Source organism: Nevskia soli (genome assembly GCF_903970205.1).
Taxonomy (GTDB): Bacteria; Acidobacteriota; Terriglobia; order Bryobacterales; family Bryobacteraceae; genus Bog-113.
Genome location: NZ_CAJCHS010000151.1, coordinates 1 through 18691, shown reverse-complemented (window position 1 = coordinate 18691; position 18691 = coordinate 1). Strand labels below are relative to the sequence as shown.

The 18691-nt window shown below is 56.7% G+C and carries 18 protein-coding genes and 1 pseudogene; 5 read left to right on the top strand and 14 right to left on the bottom strand.

What is annotated here, in order from left to right; all coding sequences use genetic code 11:
* Nucleotides 1-42: 42 nt before the first annotated feature.
* On the top strand, nt 43-858 hold the full coding sequence (locus H1Y01_RS06915; RefSeq protein ID WP_180539708.1) for a class I SAM-dependent methyltransferase: 816 nt from the start codon (nt 43-45) through the stop codon (nt 856-858).
* Here H1Y01_RS06915 and H1Y01_RS06910 read toward each other — a convergent pair.
* On the bottom strand, nt 855-1502 hold the full coding sequence (locus H1Y01_RS06910; protein ID WP_180539707.1) for a hypothetical protein: 648 nt from the start codon (nt 1500-1502) through the stop codon (nt 855-857). The genes H1Y01_RS06915 and H1Y01_RS06910 overlap by 4 nt on opposite strands.
* Nucleotides 1499-2254: a terminase large subunit domain-containing protein gene (locus H1Y01_RS06905; protein WP_180539706.1), complete on the bottom strand. Its 756-nt coding sequence runs from the start codon at nt 2252-2254 to the stop codon at nt 1499-1501. The genes H1Y01_RS06910 and H1Y01_RS06905 overlap by 4 nt, the downstream gene beginning before the upstream one ends.
* Before the next feature lie 202 nt (nt 2255-2456).
* Between H1Y01_RS06905 and H1Y01_RS06900 the strand changes: the two genes are divergently transcribed.
* Nucleotides 2457-3416 carry a quinone oxidoreductase family protein gene (locus H1Y01_RS06900; RefSeq protein ID WP_180539705.1) on the top strand — a complete coding sequence of 320 codons (960 nt, stop codon included), beginning with the start codon at nt 2457-2459 and terminating at the stop codon, nt 3414-3416.
* On the opposite strand, the gene H1Y01_RS06895 is transcribed toward H1Y01_RS06900, so the two are convergent.
* From H1Y01_RS06895 to coxB, 9 genes are all read right to left on the bottom strand, one after another.
* Nucleotides 3397-3801 carry a hypothetical protein gene (locus H1Y01_RS06895; RefSeq protein ID WP_180539704.1) on the bottom strand — a complete coding sequence of 135 codons (405 nt, stop codon included), beginning with the start codon at nt 3799-3801 and terminating at the stop codon, nt 3397-3399. The two genes, H1Y01_RS06900 and H1Y01_RS06895, sit on opposite strands and share 20 nt — an antisense overlap.
* Nucleotides 3802-3893: 92 nt before the next feature.
* A complete protein-coding gene (locus H1Y01_RS06890; protein WP_180539703.1) occupies nt 3894-5864 on the bottom strand; it encodes a cytochrome c oxidase assembly protein in 1971 nt (656 codons plus the stop codon).
* Nucleotides 5861-7315 carry a cytochrome b N-terminal domain-containing protein gene (locus tag H1Y01_RS06885; protein ID WP_180539702.1) on the bottom strand — a complete coding sequence of 485 codons (1455 nt, stop codon included), beginning with the start codon at nt 7313-7315 and terminating at the stop codon, nt 5861-5863. Before H1Y01_RS06885 ends, H1Y01_RS06890 begins: the two co-directional genes overlap by 4 nt.
* A 6-nt stretch (nt 7316-7321) precedes the next feature.
* Nucleotides 7322-7882: a ubiquinol-cytochrome c reductase iron-sulfur subunit gene (locus tag H1Y01_RS06880; RefSeq protein WP_180539701.1), complete on the bottom strand. Its 561-nt coding sequence runs from the start codon at nt 7880-7882 to the stop codon at nt 7322-7324.
* Entirely contained in the window at nt 7879-8562 is a 684-nt protein-coding gene (locus H1Y01_RS06875; RefSeq protein ID WP_219341343.1) for a cytochrome c, read from the bottom strand. The genes H1Y01_RS06880 and H1Y01_RS06875 overlap by 4 nt, the downstream gene beginning before the upstream one ends.
* 40 nt (nt 8563-8602) lie before the next feature.
* A complete protein-coding gene (locus H1Y01_RS06870) occupies nt 8603-9463 on the bottom strand; it encodes a hypothetical protein (protein WP_180539699.1) in 861 nt (286 codons plus the stop codon).
* Between the two features lie 3 nt (nt 9464-9466).
* Complete coding sequence (locus tag H1Y01_RS06865; protein WP_180539698.1) at nt 9467-10072, bottom strand: cytochrome c oxidase subunit 3; 606 nt, start codon at nt 10070-10072, stop codon at nt 9467-9469.
* A 6-nt stretch (nt 10073-10078) separates the two neighbouring features.
* Entirely contained in the window at nt 10079-11800 is a 1722-nt protein-coding gene (gene ctaD, locus H1Y01_RS06860; protein ID WP_180539697.1) for a cytochrome c oxidase subunit I, read from the bottom strand.
* A 7-nt stretch (nt 11801-11807) separates the two neighbouring features.
* Nucleotides 11808-12806, bottom strand: a complete 999-nt coding sequence (gene coxB / locus H1Y01_RS06855) for a cytochrome c oxidase subunit II (protein WP_219341342.1) — start codon at nt 12804-12806, stop codon at nt 11808-11810.
* A 221-nt stretch (nt 12807-13027) separates the two neighbouring features.
* On the opposite strand from coxB, the pseudogene H1Y01_RS19960 reads away from it, so the two are divergent.
* A pseudogene (locus H1Y01_RS19960) lies at nt 13028-13706 on the top strand (alpha/beta fold hydrolase).
* 9 nt (nt 13707-13715) lie between these two features.
* Here H1Y01_RS19960 and H1Y01_RS06845 read toward each other — a convergent pair.
* From H1Y01_RS06845 to H1Y01_RS06835, 3 genes are all read right to left on the bottom strand, one after another.
* The gene (locus H1Y01_RS06845; RefSeq protein ID WP_180539696.1) at nt 13716-14174 is read right to left on the bottom strand and encodes a hypothetical protein; all 459 of its coding nucleotides are present in this window, start codon (nt 14172-14174) and stop codon (nt 13716-13718) included.
* A 46-nt stretch (nt 14175-14220) separates the two neighbouring features.
* A complete protein-coding gene (locus tag H1Y01_RS06840) occupies nt 14221-15243 on the bottom strand; it encodes a DUF4185 domain-containing protein (protein ID WP_180539695.1) in 1023 nt (340 codons plus the stop codon).
* 143 nt (nt 15244-15386) lie between these two features.
* Complete coding sequence (locus tag H1Y01_RS06835) at nt 15387-16544, bottom strand: MFS transporter (RefSeq protein WP_219341340.1); 1158 nt, start codon at nt 16542-16544, stop codon at nt 15387-15389.
* 99 nt (nt 16545-16643) lie between these two features.
* Between H1Y01_RS06835 and H1Y01_RS06830 the strand changes: the two genes are divergently transcribed.
* Both H1Y01_RS06830 and H1Y01_RS06825 read left to right on the top strand, forming a co-directional pair.
* Nucleotides 16644-17135, top strand: coding sequence for a hypothetical protein (locus H1Y01_RS06830; protein WP_180539694.1), 492 nt, complete (start codon nt 16644-16646; stop codon nt 17133-17135).
* Between the two features lie 264 nt (nt 17136-17399).
* Nucleotides 17400-18691, top strand: a 1292-nt coding sequence (locus tag H1Y01_RS06825) for a TonB-dependent receptor (protein ID WP_180539693.1), incomplete at its 3' end; no start/stop codon positions are given.

The following is an 18691-nucleotide window of genomic DNA, read 5'->3' as shown; positions in this document are numbered from 1 at the left end:
AAAAGGCGTGCAGGAACAGGGCTCGAACAGGAGATCGGAATTTTGGCTCTCGACACAGAAACGTTGAAGCAAAGGCTGGCAAAGCAGCGGTGGACGGGACATAATCTCCGTCTGAACGACGAAGTAACGACATGGCCGGGTCATTCCGACTTTGACCCGCTCGATTTGCGTCTAAAAGCCATTCGGCGAATCCTGCGGTTCACGTTCGGTGACCAGCCGGGGAAGCTTCGGATCGCCGATCTGGGCGCGCTTGAGGGCGGATATTCACTCGCACTTGCGCGACAGGGCGCGGAAGTCATCGGTGTGGAAGCGCGCAAACTGAACTTTGACAAGCTTGCGCTATTGGAAGAGCATTTCGCGCTTCCAAATCTGAAGTTCGTCATGGCCGACGTGAAAGAATTCACGGCGGAGCGATACGGCGCCTTTGACGTAGTGCTGGCCCTCGGTATTCTGTATCATCTTGACCGGCCGGTAGAGTGGCTGCGGCAAGTCGCGGCTGCCACGCGACGTTTGATTGTGATCGACTCGCACTTTGCTCCAGCCGATGACCACGCGTTGAGTAAGATCGATCCGCGCCTCTCGGCCCTAAGCGCGTTGGAGACAGTAACCTACAACGGCATCAGTTATCAGGGCAGGTGGTTCAAAGAGTTCGAACCGACTTTTTCGCGGGAGGAAGAGTTGTGGGCGTCCTATTCGAACTGGAGATCCTTCTGGTTGACTAAAGGATCTCTTGTTCGCGCGATCAGGGATGCCGGCTTCGACTTAGTGCTTGAGCAGCATGACTACTCAGCCGATAGCCATGATCGGTTGGCGATTGAGTTTCCGCGGACGATGATCGTAGGACTGAAGCTGAACTAATACCACAAACGAAGCCCGGGAACCGGACCGTTCACCGGTCGCTTTGCCCGCCAACAGGCGAGCGCCAAAGCGATCACGAGATCATCATGCTCTCCATGTGCTTCCGCTCCAATACGGATTTTGCCGGTCGCCGAAGTACTGCTGCGCATGTCCATTAATTCCTTAATCAGTGATCCTACGTCCTTAAGGCGGCGGGCGATTCGTAGCTCGCCGCGCTCGAGCAGTACTTCCAACCCCGCGATCAGGTCGCGCTTGGGAACGCTCCATCGCGTGATTCCGCCGGAGCCCAGCCCGGAGTTCGAGTTCTGCTGCCCACGCTCTGCGCCGGTGATTGTAACTGCGTTGATCTCGCATCCGAGCCGGGCCGCTCCGAGCATGTCAACTACAGGATTTCCGACACCCGTCGCGTCGACAGTCAGCGAACACTTACCCCGAAGGACAGGATGCTGGACAATCGCGCGCACGCGTTCAACGACCTGTGGATAGGACGTGCCCAGCGGAACGCGCTCAATCCGGCGAAGGGCTAAGTTGTGGAGCGTTCTCTGTTCGTCGTCTTTGTAGCGCCGCTCCACAATCGCGATAGCGGTGTAGTCGCGGCGCTGTCCTAGATCCAAGCCGACACAGAACACGGGAATCTCCTTCAAAGGTGAAGTTGCTCGAGGTCATCATCCATCGCGCCCTCTACTAAGTCACGGCCAAAGACGGATGCGCCGTTGTCAACAAACTCGCAGCAGTATTCCTGACGGAACCACAGCGCGCCTAACTGCGCCCGTTCTTCCTCGAGAAACTCGGGGTCCATTCGCGGACAGCTTGCGGCTTCTACACTCACGCGCTGCCATAAGTCGCCCCCGTGCTCCCATGACTCATAGAAGAACCCGCGCTTGCCGTAGGGCGTACTCATAAGCCAGAGATCGCCGTTTCCGATGGCGAGCATGGGGCGGAGCGCCTTGTACATCGTGTCGGCCACACGCGAAGCTTCGTCAATTAGCAGCAGCGAGACAGCCGAAAACCCGCGAACAGTTCCTTCCGTGCCCGGCAGTCCCACAATGCGGGAGCCATTCGGGAACAATAACGAAATGGAGTTATCCCCGTCGCCGCGGGGCTTGATGCCGAGCTTTTTCACCATGCCTGACGCTTTGCGCAAGAACTCGGCGGACTGACGTTCGCCCGGGCTCGCTACTAAGACCAGGCTATCCGGATGGGTATGCGCCCGGTGCACAGCTTTGGCGGCCGCGATGGTTGACTTACCCCACTGCCGGGTGCAGTTCAGGATTCCACGTTTACCTCGCGCGCGCAGTACTCGTTCTTGTTGCTCATCCGGTTCAAAGTTGAGCTGCTCCCGAACGAACTCGACGGGGTCATCAATTTCCAACGATTTGACCTCCCGGCGGCCCATTCCACGTGTCTACTTCCACACTTGGATTGTGCCCCTTCGACAAGGGTTTTCGTTCGGAATGGCTGCGACTCGACTTATCAAAACGGACCGAAATGCACGAGGACGAACGGTTTACGCGCATCGAAAGTAAATATCTACTTGCGGTGACCGAGTAATCCGCTAAGCGGGTCGCCGCTACCGCACTCTTGCGACAATAAAAGGAATGAGAGCTCTGCAATTCGATCGCACCGGTGACTTGGCGTATCTTGAGCTACGCGACGTGGCAACCCCTGCGCCGAAACCTGGCGAAGTTCTCATCCGCGTCGAGGCGGCTGCCCTCAATCCGAGTGACGTCAAGAATGTACAGGGAGCAATGCATCAAACAACGCTCCCGCGCATCCCGGGGCGGGATTATGCGGGTGTTATTGTAGAGGGTTCTGCAGAGTGGAAAGATAAGCGCGTCTTTGGTTCCGGCGACGGGCTGGGATTTACGCGCGACGGGTCGCACGCGGAGTTCCTGGTGGTCCCGGAGAACTCACTTGTCGAACTGCCGCTCTCCCTTTCCTTCGAGCAAGGCGCCAGCATCGGCGTCACTTATCTAACTGCCTGGAGTGCGGTTCAGATTGGCGCGCTCCGCGCGGGCGAGACGATTCTGATCACTGGGGCTACTGGATCGGTCGGTTCCGCCGCCGCACAGATTGCCCGCTCGAAAGGCGCAAGGGTGCTTGGAACTGTCCGCACGATGGCCGAAGTTACCGATGTGGACCGGGAGCTCGCCGACATCTGGATCGACTTATCGAACACAACTTTGGACGGCGGCGTACTCGCGGCTGCGGAGCGAGGAGTCGAGATGGTTCTCGACGTGGTCGGGGGACCGCTATTCGTACCCTGTTTGAAGAGCCTTGCGCATGGTGGACGGCAAGTAGCGATCGCATCGCCCGGCGATGGCCAGGTTACTTTCAATCTGCGCGACTTCTATCACCGCGAGGCGCGGCTGTTCGGGCTTGATTCGCTGGCCCTGGGATTTGAAGACTGCCGCGAGATACTTGCGGCCGTCGTTCCATCGATTGCGTCGGGTGCCTTTCGCGTGCCGGAGTTCGATGTTGTGCCCTTGGCAGGAGCCCTGGCCGCTTACAAAGACACGAAGCCGCGGAAGAAACCCGTTATACAGATGCGCGGTTAGCGCGACGCATCAGCCGGTTCACGGCGAACAAAATGATCGCCAGGGGAACAGGAGTGAGGTAAGGCCAGTAAGCCTGTACCGGGGAAGCAGTTGGGAGAACTTCCAGATCGACGGTGAGCTTTGCTGCTTTTGACTTAGTGGCGGCTTCAAGAAGTAGAGTATAGGTTCCCGCTTGCGGCAATCTGAGAGACGCCGCGTAGAGCAAGTTGTTCGTGGCATCCTGGCGATTTAACGTCGCGGTTACCGTGCGGGCGCCGGGGGTTGTCGCGGTTACTCTCACCGATCCGTCGAGCACCGGGTTCGAAGATGCCGCGTCCTCAATGAAAACACTGAAATCGGCGGTCCCTTCGCGTAGCGGAGTCGGCGACGCGAACAGAGTGAGCACGAGTCCGTTAGCTACCCTATGGAAGATTATTCGGCCGCCGTCAGCGAAAACGGCAAGTTGTGAGCACAGAATAGCGGCGATCCACCGCAGTTTCAACGCATGCCCCGCATCTGCATAGGTTGTAGCAGTGTCCAGGCGCCCGCGCCGTAGATGATACAAGCCGTCACAAGCCAGGGAGCAGCAGATGCTAGTCGGGGGGATACTTGCCAGATACTGAAAAGCGCGGCAATTGCGCCGGCATCGAACACTAATAACTGCGCCGGTGTTAGCCAGGCGGGGACGCCCCCGGTCGAAACGGTAACGAAGTGAAATAACAGGTGCGCCGCCCATAGGCTCGCTCCAACGGGAACGAGCGGGAAGGCATAGCGGCGCCAGTCTCGCACTCGAGTAGCTAGCACGATCGGAATTCCTGTCGTAACTATAAGAAAGGCCAGAATGACCAACGGCATCGCGTTCGCTCCGAGGCGAGCGTGTAACGAATGTTCGAGCGTCATGACGGGCGCCGTCATTCCCGCGGCGTTTGCCAGAGCGCCGAAGACAAATAGGAGAGCAAAGACGGCCACGTCGCGACGGCCGACGAGAGTAGAGACGGACGCCGTTCGGTGCGCTACGATCACATTCGAATGCGGGCAGGCGCGCACACAATCAAGACAGAAGGTGCAGTCGAGATTGCCGCGCTTTTCGGGTTGGAAGAGCTGGAGTTCGCACCCGCGCTGACGAGTGTTACCGCGGATACAATCGAAGGTTCGGCAGTTAGCGCATACCTCCTGATCCCGGACACGGATTTCAGCCGGTGAGATTGTCGAAGCTACAAAGTGGAACTGGCCGATAGGGCAGACGTACTTACAGAAGGAGGCTCCCCGGAAGGTTCCGTCAATCGCGATGGCCGCCATGAAGTATCCGACCACGATTAAAGCTGTTGTAAACGGCCTATTCCAAAGGGCAAAGGCTTCGTAAGCCCACAGATAGAGCGCGAATAGAGTAACGGGAATCCACTTGTTACGCAGGATGCGCGGCCAGGATCGAGTTGCCGGTAAGACGCGCCGGGCGACGTCACGGGCAAGCGTGAACGGGCAAGCCATGCAGAATACGTTGCCCACGATCAGCAGCGCGCCGATTGATAGCGCTCGCCAATAAGTCCACGGGAGAATTCCGGCGAGATTGAGAGCGGCTAGCCGCGGGCCGGTTAGGCCATGGAAAATCACAATCACCGCCAACGCGAGCATGACGATCTGAAGCGGCCGGCGTGCTCTCAAGACTGCACCAGGCGCCCTATTAATCTGAATTAGTTGTAACTTGGTTTTCGACCGCTTAGGTTCCGGCGCGTGTGCAGGAGTAAGTATCCTGGCGCCAATTACAGCTGCCGGCACAAGATAGATCAGCGACCCTGGCACCCACATGATGAGGCCGGCGAGAGTCTGGTCGTGCTGCGCGGCCGGAATGCTAGACAGTAGAGCATAGTCCGGGTAGAGTAAGGCTCCGGAGAACACGAAAAAAGCCGACAATGCGGTATTTACAATGTCCGCGAGTAAAAAATAAGGGATGAATGCCCAACGCGGCCAGTGAGAGTCATTTTCGATCACCGGCCACCAAAACAGAATCCCGGTCCAGAAGAAGCAGGCGTGCTGAACGTCGTGCCACAACGGGAAGTGGAGCGCGAGTTGGTATAGCGCTGGAATATGCCAACTCACGGTACTGATCGTGAACAACAGCCATGCGATCGGAGGATAGATTAAGCCACGACCGATCCCGCGGAGTGCCGGCGAAGTGAGAAACGGGCCGAAAGCTTCACGGGCGAATGGTTTCGGGAAGGCTCGTAGAAAGGGAATCAGCGGGTGACCTAACAGGATAAGCGCGGGCGCAACCATGATGAGCAAGAGGTGCTGCGTCATGTGCGCCGAGAGATAGAACGCATCGAGAGTATTGAGCGGCGAGACCAGGGCGATGAATAAGGCGAGCAGCCCGCCAAGGAACGCGGCTAGCTGACTCGGTCGGCGCTGCGAATCGCGAAGCCATCCCCGAAAGTAGAGAAAGGCCGCGAGGAGGATAAAGAAGAGCTTCACTTGCGGATTTCGGGATTCGTTGAAACGAGTGCCGCGGGGCGATAGTTCGGGCGCAATGTCTGCATGAATGATACAATCGCTTCGACCTCTGCGGGACTTAACTTCTTACCGTAAGCAGGCATATTGCCGCCGCCTTGGATAATCTGGCGGACCATTTCATCTGCGGTAAGCCGGGTTGCCACATCATCCAGCGCGGGGCCGCGCTCGCCGCCTACTCCGCCAAGAGCATGGCAGTTTCGGCATTGCTTATTTTGCAGAAAGGCGGCTCCGCGGAGCTGTAGAGGCGTCCGGTGACGAAGATACGCGACGGGGATTGGATTCTCGCTCCACGCCGTCATGTGAGGCGACCAAGGCGAAGTCTCGCCCATGTAGGTAAGCACGCCGAGTACAAGAACCGTAACAATCACGATCAGGACCGCGACGGGACGCGTTCGGGCACTCTTCTCGCCCGTGTTATCGAAGAAAGGCAAACCAAGCAGAAGCGAGAGGACAACCAGTGGCGCTCCGAAAAGAATAAGGACTTCCATCCAGGCAGGCAGCAGCGCGAGTGCGGCGAAGATGGAAAGAAAGTAGAAGTCTGGACGGGGACTTGTATCGACAATGGTCGGATCGGGTACTCCCAGAGGACCTTTGGGGCCGAAGATCGCAGCACAAGTCAGGATCGCGATGAGGAGAAGCCCTGAGAAGATCAGATCTTTCCCGATCGCATCGGGAACGAACGGCACGCCTTGCGTTTTAATGATTTCCTTGTACTTAGCATCGTAGGTTTCGCGCCGGACCTTATCGCCCGGCTTCGGATATTCGTTGATGCCCTTGGTAAGAACCAACCGAAGGTGCATGCTGATCAGAGCGATGATCAGACCGGGGATAAGAAACACGTGAAACGTGAAAAATCGCGAGAGTGTTTCGCCGGCGATGATAGGTCCCGCTAACAGAAGGTGAACCATTTGCGCGCCAATCAGCGGGATACGACCGGTGATCGATGCTCCGATACTCAGTCCCCAGTAAGCATCCTGATCAAAGCGCAGCACTTGGCCGGTGAACGCCATCCCAAGAGTAAACAGCAGCAAGAAGACACCGCTTACCCAGGTTAGTTCGCGCGGGTACTTATAGGCACCAAACAGGAACACCTGGATCATATGCATGGTCATGATCGCGACCATGAAGTTCGATCCCCAGACATGAACCGCGCGAAGATACCAGCCGAGGAACTGAGCGTGATTCAGGTATTCGAGGCTGGTGTACGCTTCATTGGTTGACGGAATATAGACAAACGCAAGGCAGGCGCCGGTAATGACTTGAATGACAAAACAAAGCAGCGTTCCGCTTCCGAAGACGTAGAACCAACTGCCGGAGTTAGCGGGCACCTCATGTCCCGCGGTCGCGGTAAATAGCGCTGTGAGGTGTAGGCGGTCGTCAAGCCAAAGCGCGATTTTACGGGCGGTGTTCATCTGCGCTTAAACCGGATTGGCAAGAGTCGGCATCTGACCGCCCTTGACCCAAAGTTGTCCGTTCTCAACCTTATAGTCGTATTGGTAAAGGCCTCGCGGCGGCGGCCCTGCGGCACGTGAGCCGTCCTCATAGTAGACTCCGCCATGACACGGGCACATGAAGAGGCCGGATTCGGAGAACCAGCGGACCGGGCAGCCTAAATGCGTACAGTTAATTGCAAAGACTTGAAACTGATTGCCGTCGGCGTGACGAACCCAGCAGGGAATATTGGCCGTTTGCCCGTCCCAGGGCCGCGTAAACGGATTCCGATAAGTTGCCAAACGCGTCTGCTTCTCCGGAAAGTTTTCAAGCGGACCTAGAGAGATCCACGCGCGCGGGTCCCGGCGAGTGACGAAGCTGGAAAAGACAAAGCCGACTAATGGGATGGCGAACAGGAGGCCGGCTATCGCATTGAGCCCCGAACCGACCCAAGCCAACCAGAGTCGCCGTGTAGGAGTAGCTGTGGGTTCTATATTGACGAGTTCGCCGGATTCGTAAGACTCGCTTTCGTGACGCGGTTCGCTCATTGTTTCTTTCCCGTATGTCGTATAGCGCTATTATCGGCGCTGTTGACCGGTACGTTTCCAGTTGGCGAGCTATGCTCAGCCGTCGTTGTGTTCGCAGCAGCTGGGCGAAGCGAAGAAAGGTAGGAAGCGAGATCGGTAATCTCCTGCTCGCTTAGAGCCTTGCCCACATGCAAGTGACGCCAGTCCGGCATCCCTAAGTCGGGTCTACCGGTGACGATGGAACTACGGATCCCCTGATCGCTCACCAACGTCAAGTAAGCGGCGTCGGTCACCGGGCCCACCGCCGCGCCCTTCGCGTGACACATAAAACAGTTCTGCGCGAAGAGCCGGGCTCCGCTATGTGGATCGCCTGTTGTCGCAGCAGTGTATGAAGGGATACCGTCGATAGGTTTGCCCCAGCTCTCGATACCTTGGACAAGGGCAGCGACCTGGCCGTCATTCAGCGGACCGCCTTGCGCTTGACCAAAGGCCGGCATCGGCGTGCCCGTGCGCCCGTTCTCGATAACTAGCTTGATTTGGTCGGCGGGCATATATGCGACAAAGACGGGATCATGAAGGGGCCGGGCGGGGCCGTTCTTTCCGTCTGTGCCATGGCAACCCGCACAATTCTGTTCGTAGAGTGAACCGAATTCGGTGGCCTTCACAGGCGACTCGTTACTCGGATGCGGTAGACAGGCCATGGTCGAAAGGCACACTGTCGCTAAGAGTAGGCGATACACTTCAGGGTTTTTCCTGTCGATGGCCGCCGGGGGTAACCTCCAGCCCGGCGCGCTGCGCAAAACCTAGAGACTGATAGGTGTGGATACGTGTGGACCGGGCGATGACATACCCGCCCACGACGCCGAACCCGAGCTGGCAAGCAACAAAGGCGTACCAGTTAATTCGAGAGTTCAAGGCCGGATTGACAATCGAAAGAGACGTAGCAATAAATGCACTCCACAGCAACGGCATCATGACGCCGGCCCAAAACGGGGCGTACTTCGGGAACATAGGCAACATCACGGAGTACACGAGACCTACCAGCGCCGACATGACCACGTGTCCGCCCAAAGCTACAAAGAAAGCCAAGCCATTGAACGCACGCAACTGGTCATCACTCGCATTTCCTATACTCGGGAGAACTACACCGGCTAACAGGTTCACCGGCCACCAGATGCTGTGTTGCGCAATCAGGCCGTACAAACAAGCTAGTCCGGCCATGACGATACCGCCGATGAGACCGCCCCAGATGCCGGCGGTGTAAGGGTGGACCTCGACTGGAATGCGGGCGCGATGGTCCGCTTCACCGAGTTTCAAACGGATGACGCTTCGGCCTTCGATGCTAATCGGCGCGGGACGTCGGAGAAGGTCGATCGGCACATCCTCATGTAACTCGATTGGGATGACGGTTCGCCACCAACCGAATGCGCCGCGCGCAGCGATTACAAGGCCGGTGACACCGACAATCCAATGCGTCGCGAGACCGGCAAAAATCAACATCAGCCCGAAACTGAAGACGAACGGCCAGTAAGTCGGCGCGGGCAAGTGAATGTGTTCAAGATTCGTGCGTTCAGCAGCGTCGCCATATGTCTCGCTGTGCATCGGTCACCTCCCCACGATATAGACGACTGTGAAAACGATAATCCAGACAACGTCTACGAAATGCCAATACCACGAAAGGAACATCACGCGGCGCTTCTGGGTCTCGATTGGAAACCCGAACAAAGTGACGGCGCCCACCAGTAAGAGGAATAAGAGGCCGACAATTACGTGACTGGCGTGCAGACCGACTAAGGAATAGAACGTTGTACCGAATAGATTCGTGCTGATGGTCAGATGCTCGTTGACGATTAGCTGATGCCATTCCATTGCTGTTGAGCCGAGAAAGAAAGCACCCAGTAGGATCGTAACGATCCACCACAACTGAAACAAGGCGCGCCGGCCGTGCTCAAGCGCGCGCTCGGCGATCACAATCGTGACACTGCTCGAAAGCAGAGCGATCGTTCCCAGGACTGGAAAGTGCAGCACGTCCTTGGGATATGGACCATTCAGACTCTTACCGATGTAGAAGATATAACCGACAACGAAGATCGAAAATAGCGCCGATTCCGTGATGATGAGGCAGGCAATCCCAATGATTCCGCGATCTGGGAGCTTCCACTGCGCCGGATCGATGACTGGAGGCACTAATGCTGAGGAGACGGAGGCCATAGCAGACTATTCGAACTCCCAATCCGGATCTTCCGGGTGCTTGAGATCCCACAGCGGGCGGCTGGAATATACGACAGGGATCTTCTCGAAATTGTACTCTGGAGGCGGGGAGTGAGTCGCCCATTCGAGAGTCCAGGCGTTCCACGGATCGTCTCCGGAGCGCTCGCTATCGCTACGCCCAAGTGATTGAAGGATGTTCCAGACGAAGATAGCAACCGCGGCCAGCTGCAAGACGACGCCCACTGACGCCACAAAGTTCCACAACTCCCAGCCCCGCCCATACGGGTAAGTGTAGATACGGCGCGGCATCCCCATCATCCCAACGAAGTGAAGCGGAATGAAGGTTAGGTTGAAGCCGACCGTCATGAGCCAGAAATGCCACTTTCCGAGAGTTTCGCTTAACATGCGCCCGGATGCTTTCGGAAACCAGTAGTACATACCAGCAAAGATGGCGAAGACAAATCCGCCAACTAAGGTGAAGTGGAAGTGAGCGACGACAAAGTAGGAATCGTGGAGCTGCCAATCGAACGGCGTGACGCCGAGCATGATACCGGTGAGTCCGGCGATCAGGAATTGAAATAGAAAGGCAATACAAAAAAGCATCGGAGTACGAAAGATAAGTTTGCCCCCATACATGGTTGCAAGCCAGTTGAAAATCTTTATTCCAGTGGGAACGCCAACCATCATCGTGGCCGCGGCGAAGAAGATATTCGACGCGGAATCCAGACCAACAGCGAACATATGATGCGCCCAAACGCTGAGGCTGATGAAACCAATCGCGACCGCAGCGGCGACCATGGCAGGACGGCCGAAGATCGGCTTGCGCGAAAAGATCGGGATGACCTCCGAAAGAATTCCGAATGCCGGGAAGATCAGAATATAAACCTCCGGATGACCGAAGATCCAGAAGAAGTGCTGCCAGAGTATAGCTGAACCGCCGTTCTGAGTATCGAAGAAATGGGCCCCGAGATAGCGGTCGAGCATTAGCATGATTTGTGCGGCAGAGAGCGGGGGTAGCGCAATCAGGATTAGCCAGGAATCGACTAGCATCAGCCAAACGAACATGGGCATGCGGGACAGCGTCATTCCAGGGCATCGCATAGACGCCACGGTGGCAATTACATTGAGCGCGCTCGCGAGGCTGCCGATGCCCGAGCAGAGAACACCCAAGGTCCAGTAATCCGTGCTAAGCCCGCGCGAGAACGCTCGTTCGGTAAGTGGAGAGTAAGCGAACCAACCCACATCGGGGGCCGATCCCGCTCCCTGTAACCCACCTCCGCCCACATAGCTGAAATAAAGAAGAAAGCCCCCGAACAGAAATATCCAGAAGCCAAATGCATTCAGGCGAGGGAATGCCATGTCCCGCGCGCCGATCATCAACGGGATCAGATAATTGGCAAAGCCCGCAAGCAGAGGCATGCCGACCAGAAACACCATGGTAGTCCCGTGCATCGTGAACAGCCGGTTGAAGGTTGCCGGGGAGACGACATGACCATTCGGGAACGCCAATTGCAACCGCATGACGCTGGCCATCAGTCCCGCGATAACTAAGAAGATCAACGACGCAACGATGTACATCAGTCCGAGTTTCTTGTGATCGACGGTCGTAACTATGACATAGAGTGCGTCGGAAAACGACAGCTTATCGGAGTGGACATAGGGACGGATTGCCTGGTGAACGTCCTGATGGGCGTCCTGGCGATCCAGCGGATAATCAGTAGATCCCATAGGTCTCCTACTTCAGTGCCTCCAGGTAAGAGACTACTTGAGTTAGCTCGGTGTTCGAAAGATTCATGCTGGGCATCAGACAGCCAGGCTTGACCTCTTGCGGGTCGGCAACCCAGTCCCTGAGATTCTTGGGCGTGAGCGGAACTACTCCCGCGCCGATGGTCTGACGGCGCATCAAGTGGGTCAAGTCCGGACCGAATCTGCCGGCGGCAACGCTCCCGCGAACGGTGTGGCAGTTTACGCACGCAAGGCTTTCAAAGACCGCCCGGCCGGGATTAGACTGCGCGGCAGGAACGAAAGAGGTGCGCTCCGCAACCGCCCACTTCTCGAACTCGCCCGCTGGATGCACGATAACCCGTAGCATCATGTTTGCGTGTTGGGTTCCGCAGTACTCGGCACAGTTGCCGAGATAGATGCCGGGTTCGCGCGGGTCGATCCAAATATGGTTATCCCGGTTAGGTATTAAATCAGTCTTGCCGGACAACTGCGGCACCCAGAAGCTATGGATTACGTCGGCGCTCTGGAGCGTGAAGAAGGTAGGATGGTCCTGGGCTGAGCGCGAGACGGGGACATGGATCTCGTTCGCTGTAACGATTCCGAAATCCGGGTAGTGGACTTCCCACCACCATTGCCTTCCGACTAGCGTGATGTGGGTCGCGGATGAAGGTTGCGGCGAGTCCTCGATGCTGGCAATTACCCGTCCGGTGACACCGGTCAGAACGAAGACAATGAGGATTGGTATCACGGTCCACGCGAGTTCAATTTTGCCGCTTCCGTAAACCTGGGCGGGTTCCTCAAGGTCGTTGGGAATGCGGCTGCGATACCGCACAATGGCGAATATGAGAAGCGCGGCGACCACGATGAAAATCCCGCCGGTGATGCTGAACGTAAAGAGCGCAAGGTTCTTTTCGGTTGCCGCGGGCGTGGCGCGCGGGTCGAATATGTTGGCCACGGAGTGCTCCGCGAGGCGCGTCTGCAGCATCAGGCAAAAGACCGGACCGATCATGGTCGTAGATTAGCCATTGTAATCACGAAAAGGGGTGCAAGTGAAACCGAGGCTGAATTGATTGTGCGATTCACGCCACCGCGTGCCTGCGTTTGGGCTGCCGATCGAAGAGAAAACGGCCCATTGTTTGCCCGCCTGAACCGATTTCCGAGCGATCGTGTGCGCTGCTCGACCCTCTCGCAAAACTAACAGTACAAGAAAGCCTAGCTTGACGGGGTCCACTGTTCTACCGCAAGGCGGGTCCCGCGAACGCTTCGGTTATCCTCTTGATTTTCGGGTTTCCCGCATCATCGTTTCAGTATCGCGAGCTGATTCCCTGGCACACCGACCATTATCCGGTGATCTCTTCAGATCTGCCGGGCTTCGGCTTCACCTGAGGTTCCTGCGGCGCGCCGGTACAAATATACTTTCGAAGCGTTGGCGAAGACGATCGTCGCCTTCACTCAGGCTCTCAACCTTACACGCTACGCGATGTACGTGTTTGACCACGGAGCGCCTACCGGCTTCCGGGTGGCGTTGATGGCGCCCGAGCGCGTGACCGCCATCGTGTCTCAGAATGGCAACGCCTACCCCTGAAGGGATCACGAGTATTCTGTCGGGATACCCGACCCGACTCTGATCACGCCCGAAGGCTACACACTGGATGCTGCATTGTTGTCGCGTCACGGGAGCGTTGACATACAGCTCGATCTATTCCTTGACTATGCCAACAACGTGAAGTTGTACCCAAGGTTCCAGGAGTATTTTCGAACGGCGAAGCCTAGGGACATCCCGGACGCAATCGTCAAATTTCTGCCCACCGGCCACTTCGCACTTGAAACGCATTTGGAAGAGATTGTAGTCGCGATGCGTCAGTTTCTGATGGAACTTCCTGGCCCTGGTTTTTGGCAAGCAAAGTAAGTAGAGCACTTACTTCCAACGCTCGCCACGCTGAAGAACATAGTGAGCGAACACGTAGCGCCAGGGGATCAGCGGAACAAGAATAACGACCATCGCCACGCTCTTGATATCTTCCGCGGTCGCCGGGCTTATCTGGTGGGCAGACCATAGGGGCAGCGCAAAAAAGATCAGGTAGATCGCTTTCCAGATCAGCTCAAACAAAAGTAACGGCAACATCTGAACGGGGTATCGAAGCCCCAATACCGCTGTCGCACCGAGACCGGCCAGCAGGGCGAACCGAACCCCAGCCGTTTCCGCGAGTTCGCTCGTATGGCTAAGCACCACGGGCCAGATATACACGCCCAGCCCGGCACTCAAGATAAGGTAACAGGCGCGCAACGTGTAGAGGCGAAACAGCGAGACTTCGGGTTTGGTTGCGCGTGATGTCACGTCATTAGATGAGACGAGTAACTCAACGTCGGAGTTCATAAATTATTGTCCTAGGCCCTAAATCCAGAGCCGCCGCCGATTCGTCTCAATTCGCCGGCGGAGCGAACACGAGTTGAACCAGCTGCAGGTTCTGCGCAAGGAAACCTGTGTCCTGAACATAGACCACATACTCAGTCTGGCCGTTTCCACCGGCGAACTCGGGGTGGGCCAGCGCGGCATAATCCGCATTCCCCTCGTATCCCGGCAAACCCGTATAGAACTCGGCCGCTGCGGACCAAGGACCCCAGGGCGTATAAGACACGGCATAGTAGATGTTGTCGTTCTCCACTCCGCCGTAGATGGCGACGTACATCCCGAGGAAGTTGTCGTAGAAAACCGAACTGCCCGCGTCTCCACCATTAAACACGGTTACTGCGTCGGAAGCGTTCGGACTCCAGGTGTTGTTGCCGGCGTAGTAAGTCCATGCCGACGGAGTCGTCGCATTTTCCAGGGCTACCTGTGCAATTTGCGTATTCTCCGAAAGAAACTCGCTTTGGTTCCCATAAGCGTAAAGAGTATCGCCTGAGACTACCCAACCCGCCGAGAACCCTACCTCGGTTCCAGTCCACATCAGAGTTGGAAAGGTAGTTCCGGGATTGACTGCGGGACGCGTGATTTTCCCGCTCTGCCAGATTGCGATACCCGTCCCCAGGGTCGTCCAGCCGGGTTCATTCGAATCCCGCCAGATCTCCGTGTAGAAGATTAGCGCGCGGTTCCGCGCCGGATCGGGAACCAGCGGCCCAGGCCATAGGGCAAACTCCGCGCCGCAAGGTTTTTTCTGGCAATTGCTCGAGCTGTGTAGAGTGTTGTAGGCTGCCTCCCACGGAAGAAAGGGTAGAAACTCGGTTGGCACTCCGGTGGAATCAACATAGTTTCCGGTCAGCGTAATTCCGTTAGACGCATCCAGGTTAGAGGTCCAAGCCATCGAGTTATCGATGAAGTTTTCGCCGCTTGCATTTTCCTCCGTCATGGAAGTGTCATCGAATAACCAATAAGACGTGCCGTTCATGAGAGCGCTGTAAGTGCCGTCACGGCCTTGGATCAACGGGCTTTGCCCGACAAGTCCCATGGGAGTCACGGATTGTACGGCAGGAATCGGCGGCGGACCGGTTTGAGCCGGAGCATTACAAATGAGTAAGAAAAGTGATACGGAAGCGATTAACTCCGCTGGAAACAATCGACGGAAGGACATGAATTGGGATGTCTGCTATGTTACCGCGGCTGAGGAAGACGACCGCGGGTGAACAGCAGCGCTCCTGCTCCCAGCGCGACCGCGCCAAAGCCGCAGACGCCGCGCCACCCCAGCAACTGCCAGGCGTGGGCGCCGGCGTAGGAGCCGAGCGCTCCGCCGCTGAAGTAACAGACCATATAGACCATATTCAGCCGGCTGCGCGCCGCTGGGTCAATCGCGTAGATTCGTGTTTGATTTGAAACGTGGGCGGATTGAACACCTAAGTCGAGCAGAATGACGCCTACGATCAGCCCGGCCAGGCTTGAGCCCCAAAAGCCCATGACCAGGAAAGACATAGCGCCGACCGCCAAGGCAACCATGACTGTATCTCTAGGGCCGCGCCGGTCGGCCAGATGACCGACTATAGGCGCCCCCAAGGCGCCGGCCGCGCCGACTAATCCAAACAGTCCTGCGACTCTGCTGCCGTAGTGAAACGGCGGCGCGCCGAGACGAAACACGAGAGTAGTCCAAAACGCGCTGAAGGCGGCGAACCCGAGCGCGCCAGCCAAGGCCGACTCGCGCAGTGCCGCATGGTCACGCACCAATATCCAAGAAGAGCCGACAAGCTCGCGCCAAGTAAGTTGCAATTCCGAATCGCTCTTGGGCAACTGCCAGCGGATGAGCGCAGCCAATACCAACATCGCAACAGCTCCGGTCCAAAACACGGATCGCCATCCGAACTGAGCCCCGACGAAGCCGCTGAACGTGCGCGCGAGCAGGATGCCCATGAGCAGTCCGCTGAAGACAAAACCGAGCACGCGGCCGCGTTGATCATCGGGAGCAAGATGCGCGGCGTAAGGCACAATCACATGCACCGTCGCGGCGAACAGGCCGACCGCTAACGCGGCAACGGCGAGACATGTCACGTTGGGCGCGATGGCGAAGGCGATGAGCGATACGGCGGCTCCCAGAATCAACTTAACGATCAGTCCGCGGCGCTCGTGCGTGTCGCCGAGCGGCACGAACAAGAGCATGCCCGCGACAGTGCCTATCTGGCACAACATTGCCACCAGACCCGCTGTGACAACGCTGAAGTGCAGGTCGCGTGCAATATCAGCCAGCAGTGGCTGTGCGTAGTAGATGTTCGCTACGATCACGCCCACGCTGATCGCCATCAGCCAGATTGTTCGAGGCCGCATTAGTTGGCTACACCGGGGTGATTGAAAAGGAATCTCATTGTGAGTTACTCCCACCGCAGCGATACCAATTGAGCGATGCTATCGTCAAGGCTAACCTATATGCGAATTTCACCAAAATCGCCATTTGGACTAATAGCTTCAGTTGCAGTCCTCCTCCTGTCCCGCCCGGTAAGCGCAGCGCAGCCCGATTTCTCCGGTACCTGGCATCAGGATCTCTCACGAAGTGTACCGGTGGGCAATTCCAGAAATGCAAAAGAGCTTGATATTCAACAGACCGGCCCCGAATTGACGGTCAATGCGCGGACCACAACCGTTCAAGGCGAGCGGTCACTGAACCTCAAATATGAAGTTGGTGGCCCGGAGTTGGTTTATAAGGGGCTCGACGGGGACGAATTTCACACCAAAGTGCGGTGGAACGGCGAGAGCCTTGTATTCGACACTGTGGAGCACGAGCGCGGGAGGGAAATCGTTTCCCAGCAGATCTGGACGCTCGCCGAGAACGGGAAGATACTGCGCGAAGTCAAGCACTCTCAACGTGCCGGGCAACCAACCGAGTCTCTTGCCGTCTTCGAGCGCGAAATGCAGCGTTAATATCGGCAAAATCGCGCCTCCACAGCCTATTTTGCCCGGCTAATTGTTAAACCGAGTGGAACTAAGACGCCGCGTTTTCAGCGACACTCACAATGTGATACAGCTCACTGAGATTACAAGACCGTAATCTAATTGACTGGCTTTTGTAATCTTAAATTAGCAATTGCGCCGTAATCTCATGAAACTGCTATGCGAACGCCGGTCCGCCTTCTAATCTGCGTTGTTTCCCTTTTGTTTTCACTTTCTGGAATCGTCCGTGCCCAAGTGGAAAGCTCCTCGCTGACCGGCACGGTCTCCGACCAACAGGGCAGACGCGTTCCCCACGCGCAGGTCCAGGCAACCGAGGCAGCTACCGGTCTTAAGCGCCAAACGGAAACGACCTCGCAAGGGAATTACGAACTGGCCGACCTGCCGGCAGGGATCTTCACGGTTGAGATATCAAAGGACGGGTTTTCGACAACTCACATCGAGCGAGTGCAGCAGTTCGTTGGACAGACTCGTACACTGAACTCCACGTTATTCGTGGCCGGCGCATCGCAGCAGACGACAGTTACAGAGTCTCTTGTCGAGCTCGATAAGGTAGACGCAACCATCGGCGCGCCCGTTGAGCGGGAACAGGTGGATGAACTCCCACTCGACGGGCGTAACTGGGCGACGTTGACTTCATTAGTACCTGGAGCGATTGACAACGGGGCAGGAGACCAGAGGACTATCCGGTTCGCTGGACACGGCCTCGACGATAACAACATAACTCTCGATGGATTGGACGCCACGGCGGTTTTTAATCAGGAGCAACGCGAGTATGTGCGGCTCAATATCCCGCTGGATTCCATCGATCAGTTTCAGGTGCAGACGCAGACGTTCGGCGCGGACGTGGAAGGAGGAACGGCCGGGGGCCAGGTAGTTGTGGTCACACCTTCCGGAACCAACGCGTTCCACGGCGATATTTTCGATTACTTCCGAAACGACGCCATGGAAGCACGCACGCCATTCAATGGTCCATCACCGAATCCGTTCCTCCTGAACCAGTTCGGCGCAGCGGTTGGCGGTCCTATTGTTCACAACAAGACATTCTTCTATGCGAACTACGAGGGCTTACGTCAAAGACTCGACGGAACACAGATCGGATTGGTGCCGAGCCCCAGCTTCATCGAGCAAACATCAATCGTTTCCCCGGTTCTGGATCCGATTCTCAAAGCATTCCCAGCGGGCACTTCTCCAACATCGAATCCGGATGTCTGGAATTATGTGGCGAATGGCCGGCAAATCGATAATGAAGATTCCGGAATGATCCGCGTTGACGAACATTTCTCCGATCGGACTACGGGGTTTATACGCTTTAACTCGGACGAAGCTGTGGAGCAGACACCGAGCGGTCAGCTCATTGCATTAACCGGATATGACACGAAGTTCAATAACGGCGCCGCGGAACTGCTGCACGTATTTACACCTACCTTGGTCAATGACTTTAAATTCGGGGTGAATCAGACCGAGTATACGTCGTCCGGTATCTCGCCCCTGCAGTACGGTGTAACCGTCTCGGGACTTAGCGCGCT

What these genes read in the sequence shown, in the direction of transcription:
- H1Y01_RS06875 (WP_219341343.1), bottom strand. Translation starts at nt 8,562, where the DNA reads ATGGCCTGTCTACCGCATCCGAGTAACGAGTCGCCTGTGAAGGCCACC.
- H1Y01_RS06865 (WP_180539698.1), bottom strand. Translation starts at nt 10,072, where the DNA reads ATGGCCTCCGTCTCCTCAGCATTAGTGCCTCCAGTCATCGATCCGGCG.
- H1Y01_RS06830 (WP_180539694.1), top strand. Translation starts at nt 16,644, where the DNA reads ATGCGAATTTCACCAAAATCGCCATTTGGACTAATAGCTTCAGTTGCA.
- H1Y01_RS06905 (WP_180539706.1), bottom strand. Translation starts at nt 2,254, where the DNA reads ATGGGCCGCCGGGAGGTCAAATCGTTGGAAATTGATGACCCCGTCGAG.
- ctaD (WP_180539697.1), bottom strand. Translation starts at nt 11,800, where the DNA reads ATGGGATCTACTGATTATCCGCTGGATCGCCAGGACGCCCATCAGGAC.
- H1Y01_RS06835 (WP_219341340.1), bottom strand. Translation starts at nt 16,544, where the DNA reads ATGCGGCCTCGAACAATCTGGCTGATGGCGATCAGCGTGGGCGTGATC.
- H1Y01_RS06845 (WP_180539696.1), bottom strand. Translation starts at nt 14,174, where the DNA reads ATGAACTCCGACGTTGAGTTACTCGTCTCATCTAATGACGTGACATCA.
- H1Y01_RS06870 (WP_180539699.1), bottom strand. Translation starts at nt 9,463, where the DNA reads ATGCACAGCGAGACATATGGCGACGCTGCTGAACGCACGAATCTTGAA.
- H1Y01_RS06885 (WP_180539702.1), bottom strand. Translation starts at nt 7,315, where the DNA reads ATGAACACCGCCCGTAAAATCGCGCTTTGGCTTGACGACCGCCTACAC.
- coxB (WP_219341342.1), bottom strand. Translation starts at nt 12,806, where the DNA reads ATGATCGGTCCGGTCTTTTGCCTGATGCTGCAGACGCGCCTCGCGGAG.
- H1Y01_RS06840 (WP_180539695.1), bottom strand. Translation starts at nt 15,243, where the DNA reads ATGGGACTTGTCGGGCAAAGCCCGTTGATCCAAGGCCGTGACGGCACT.
- H1Y01_RS06900 (WP_180539705.1), top strand. Translation starts at nt 2,457, where the DNA reads ATGAGAGCTCTGCAATTCGATCGCACCGGTGACTTGGCGTATCTTGAG.
- H1Y01_RS06880 (WP_180539701.1), bottom strand. Translation starts at nt 7,882, where the DNA reads ATGAGCGAACCGCGTCACGAAAGCGAGTCTTACGAATCCGGCGAACTC.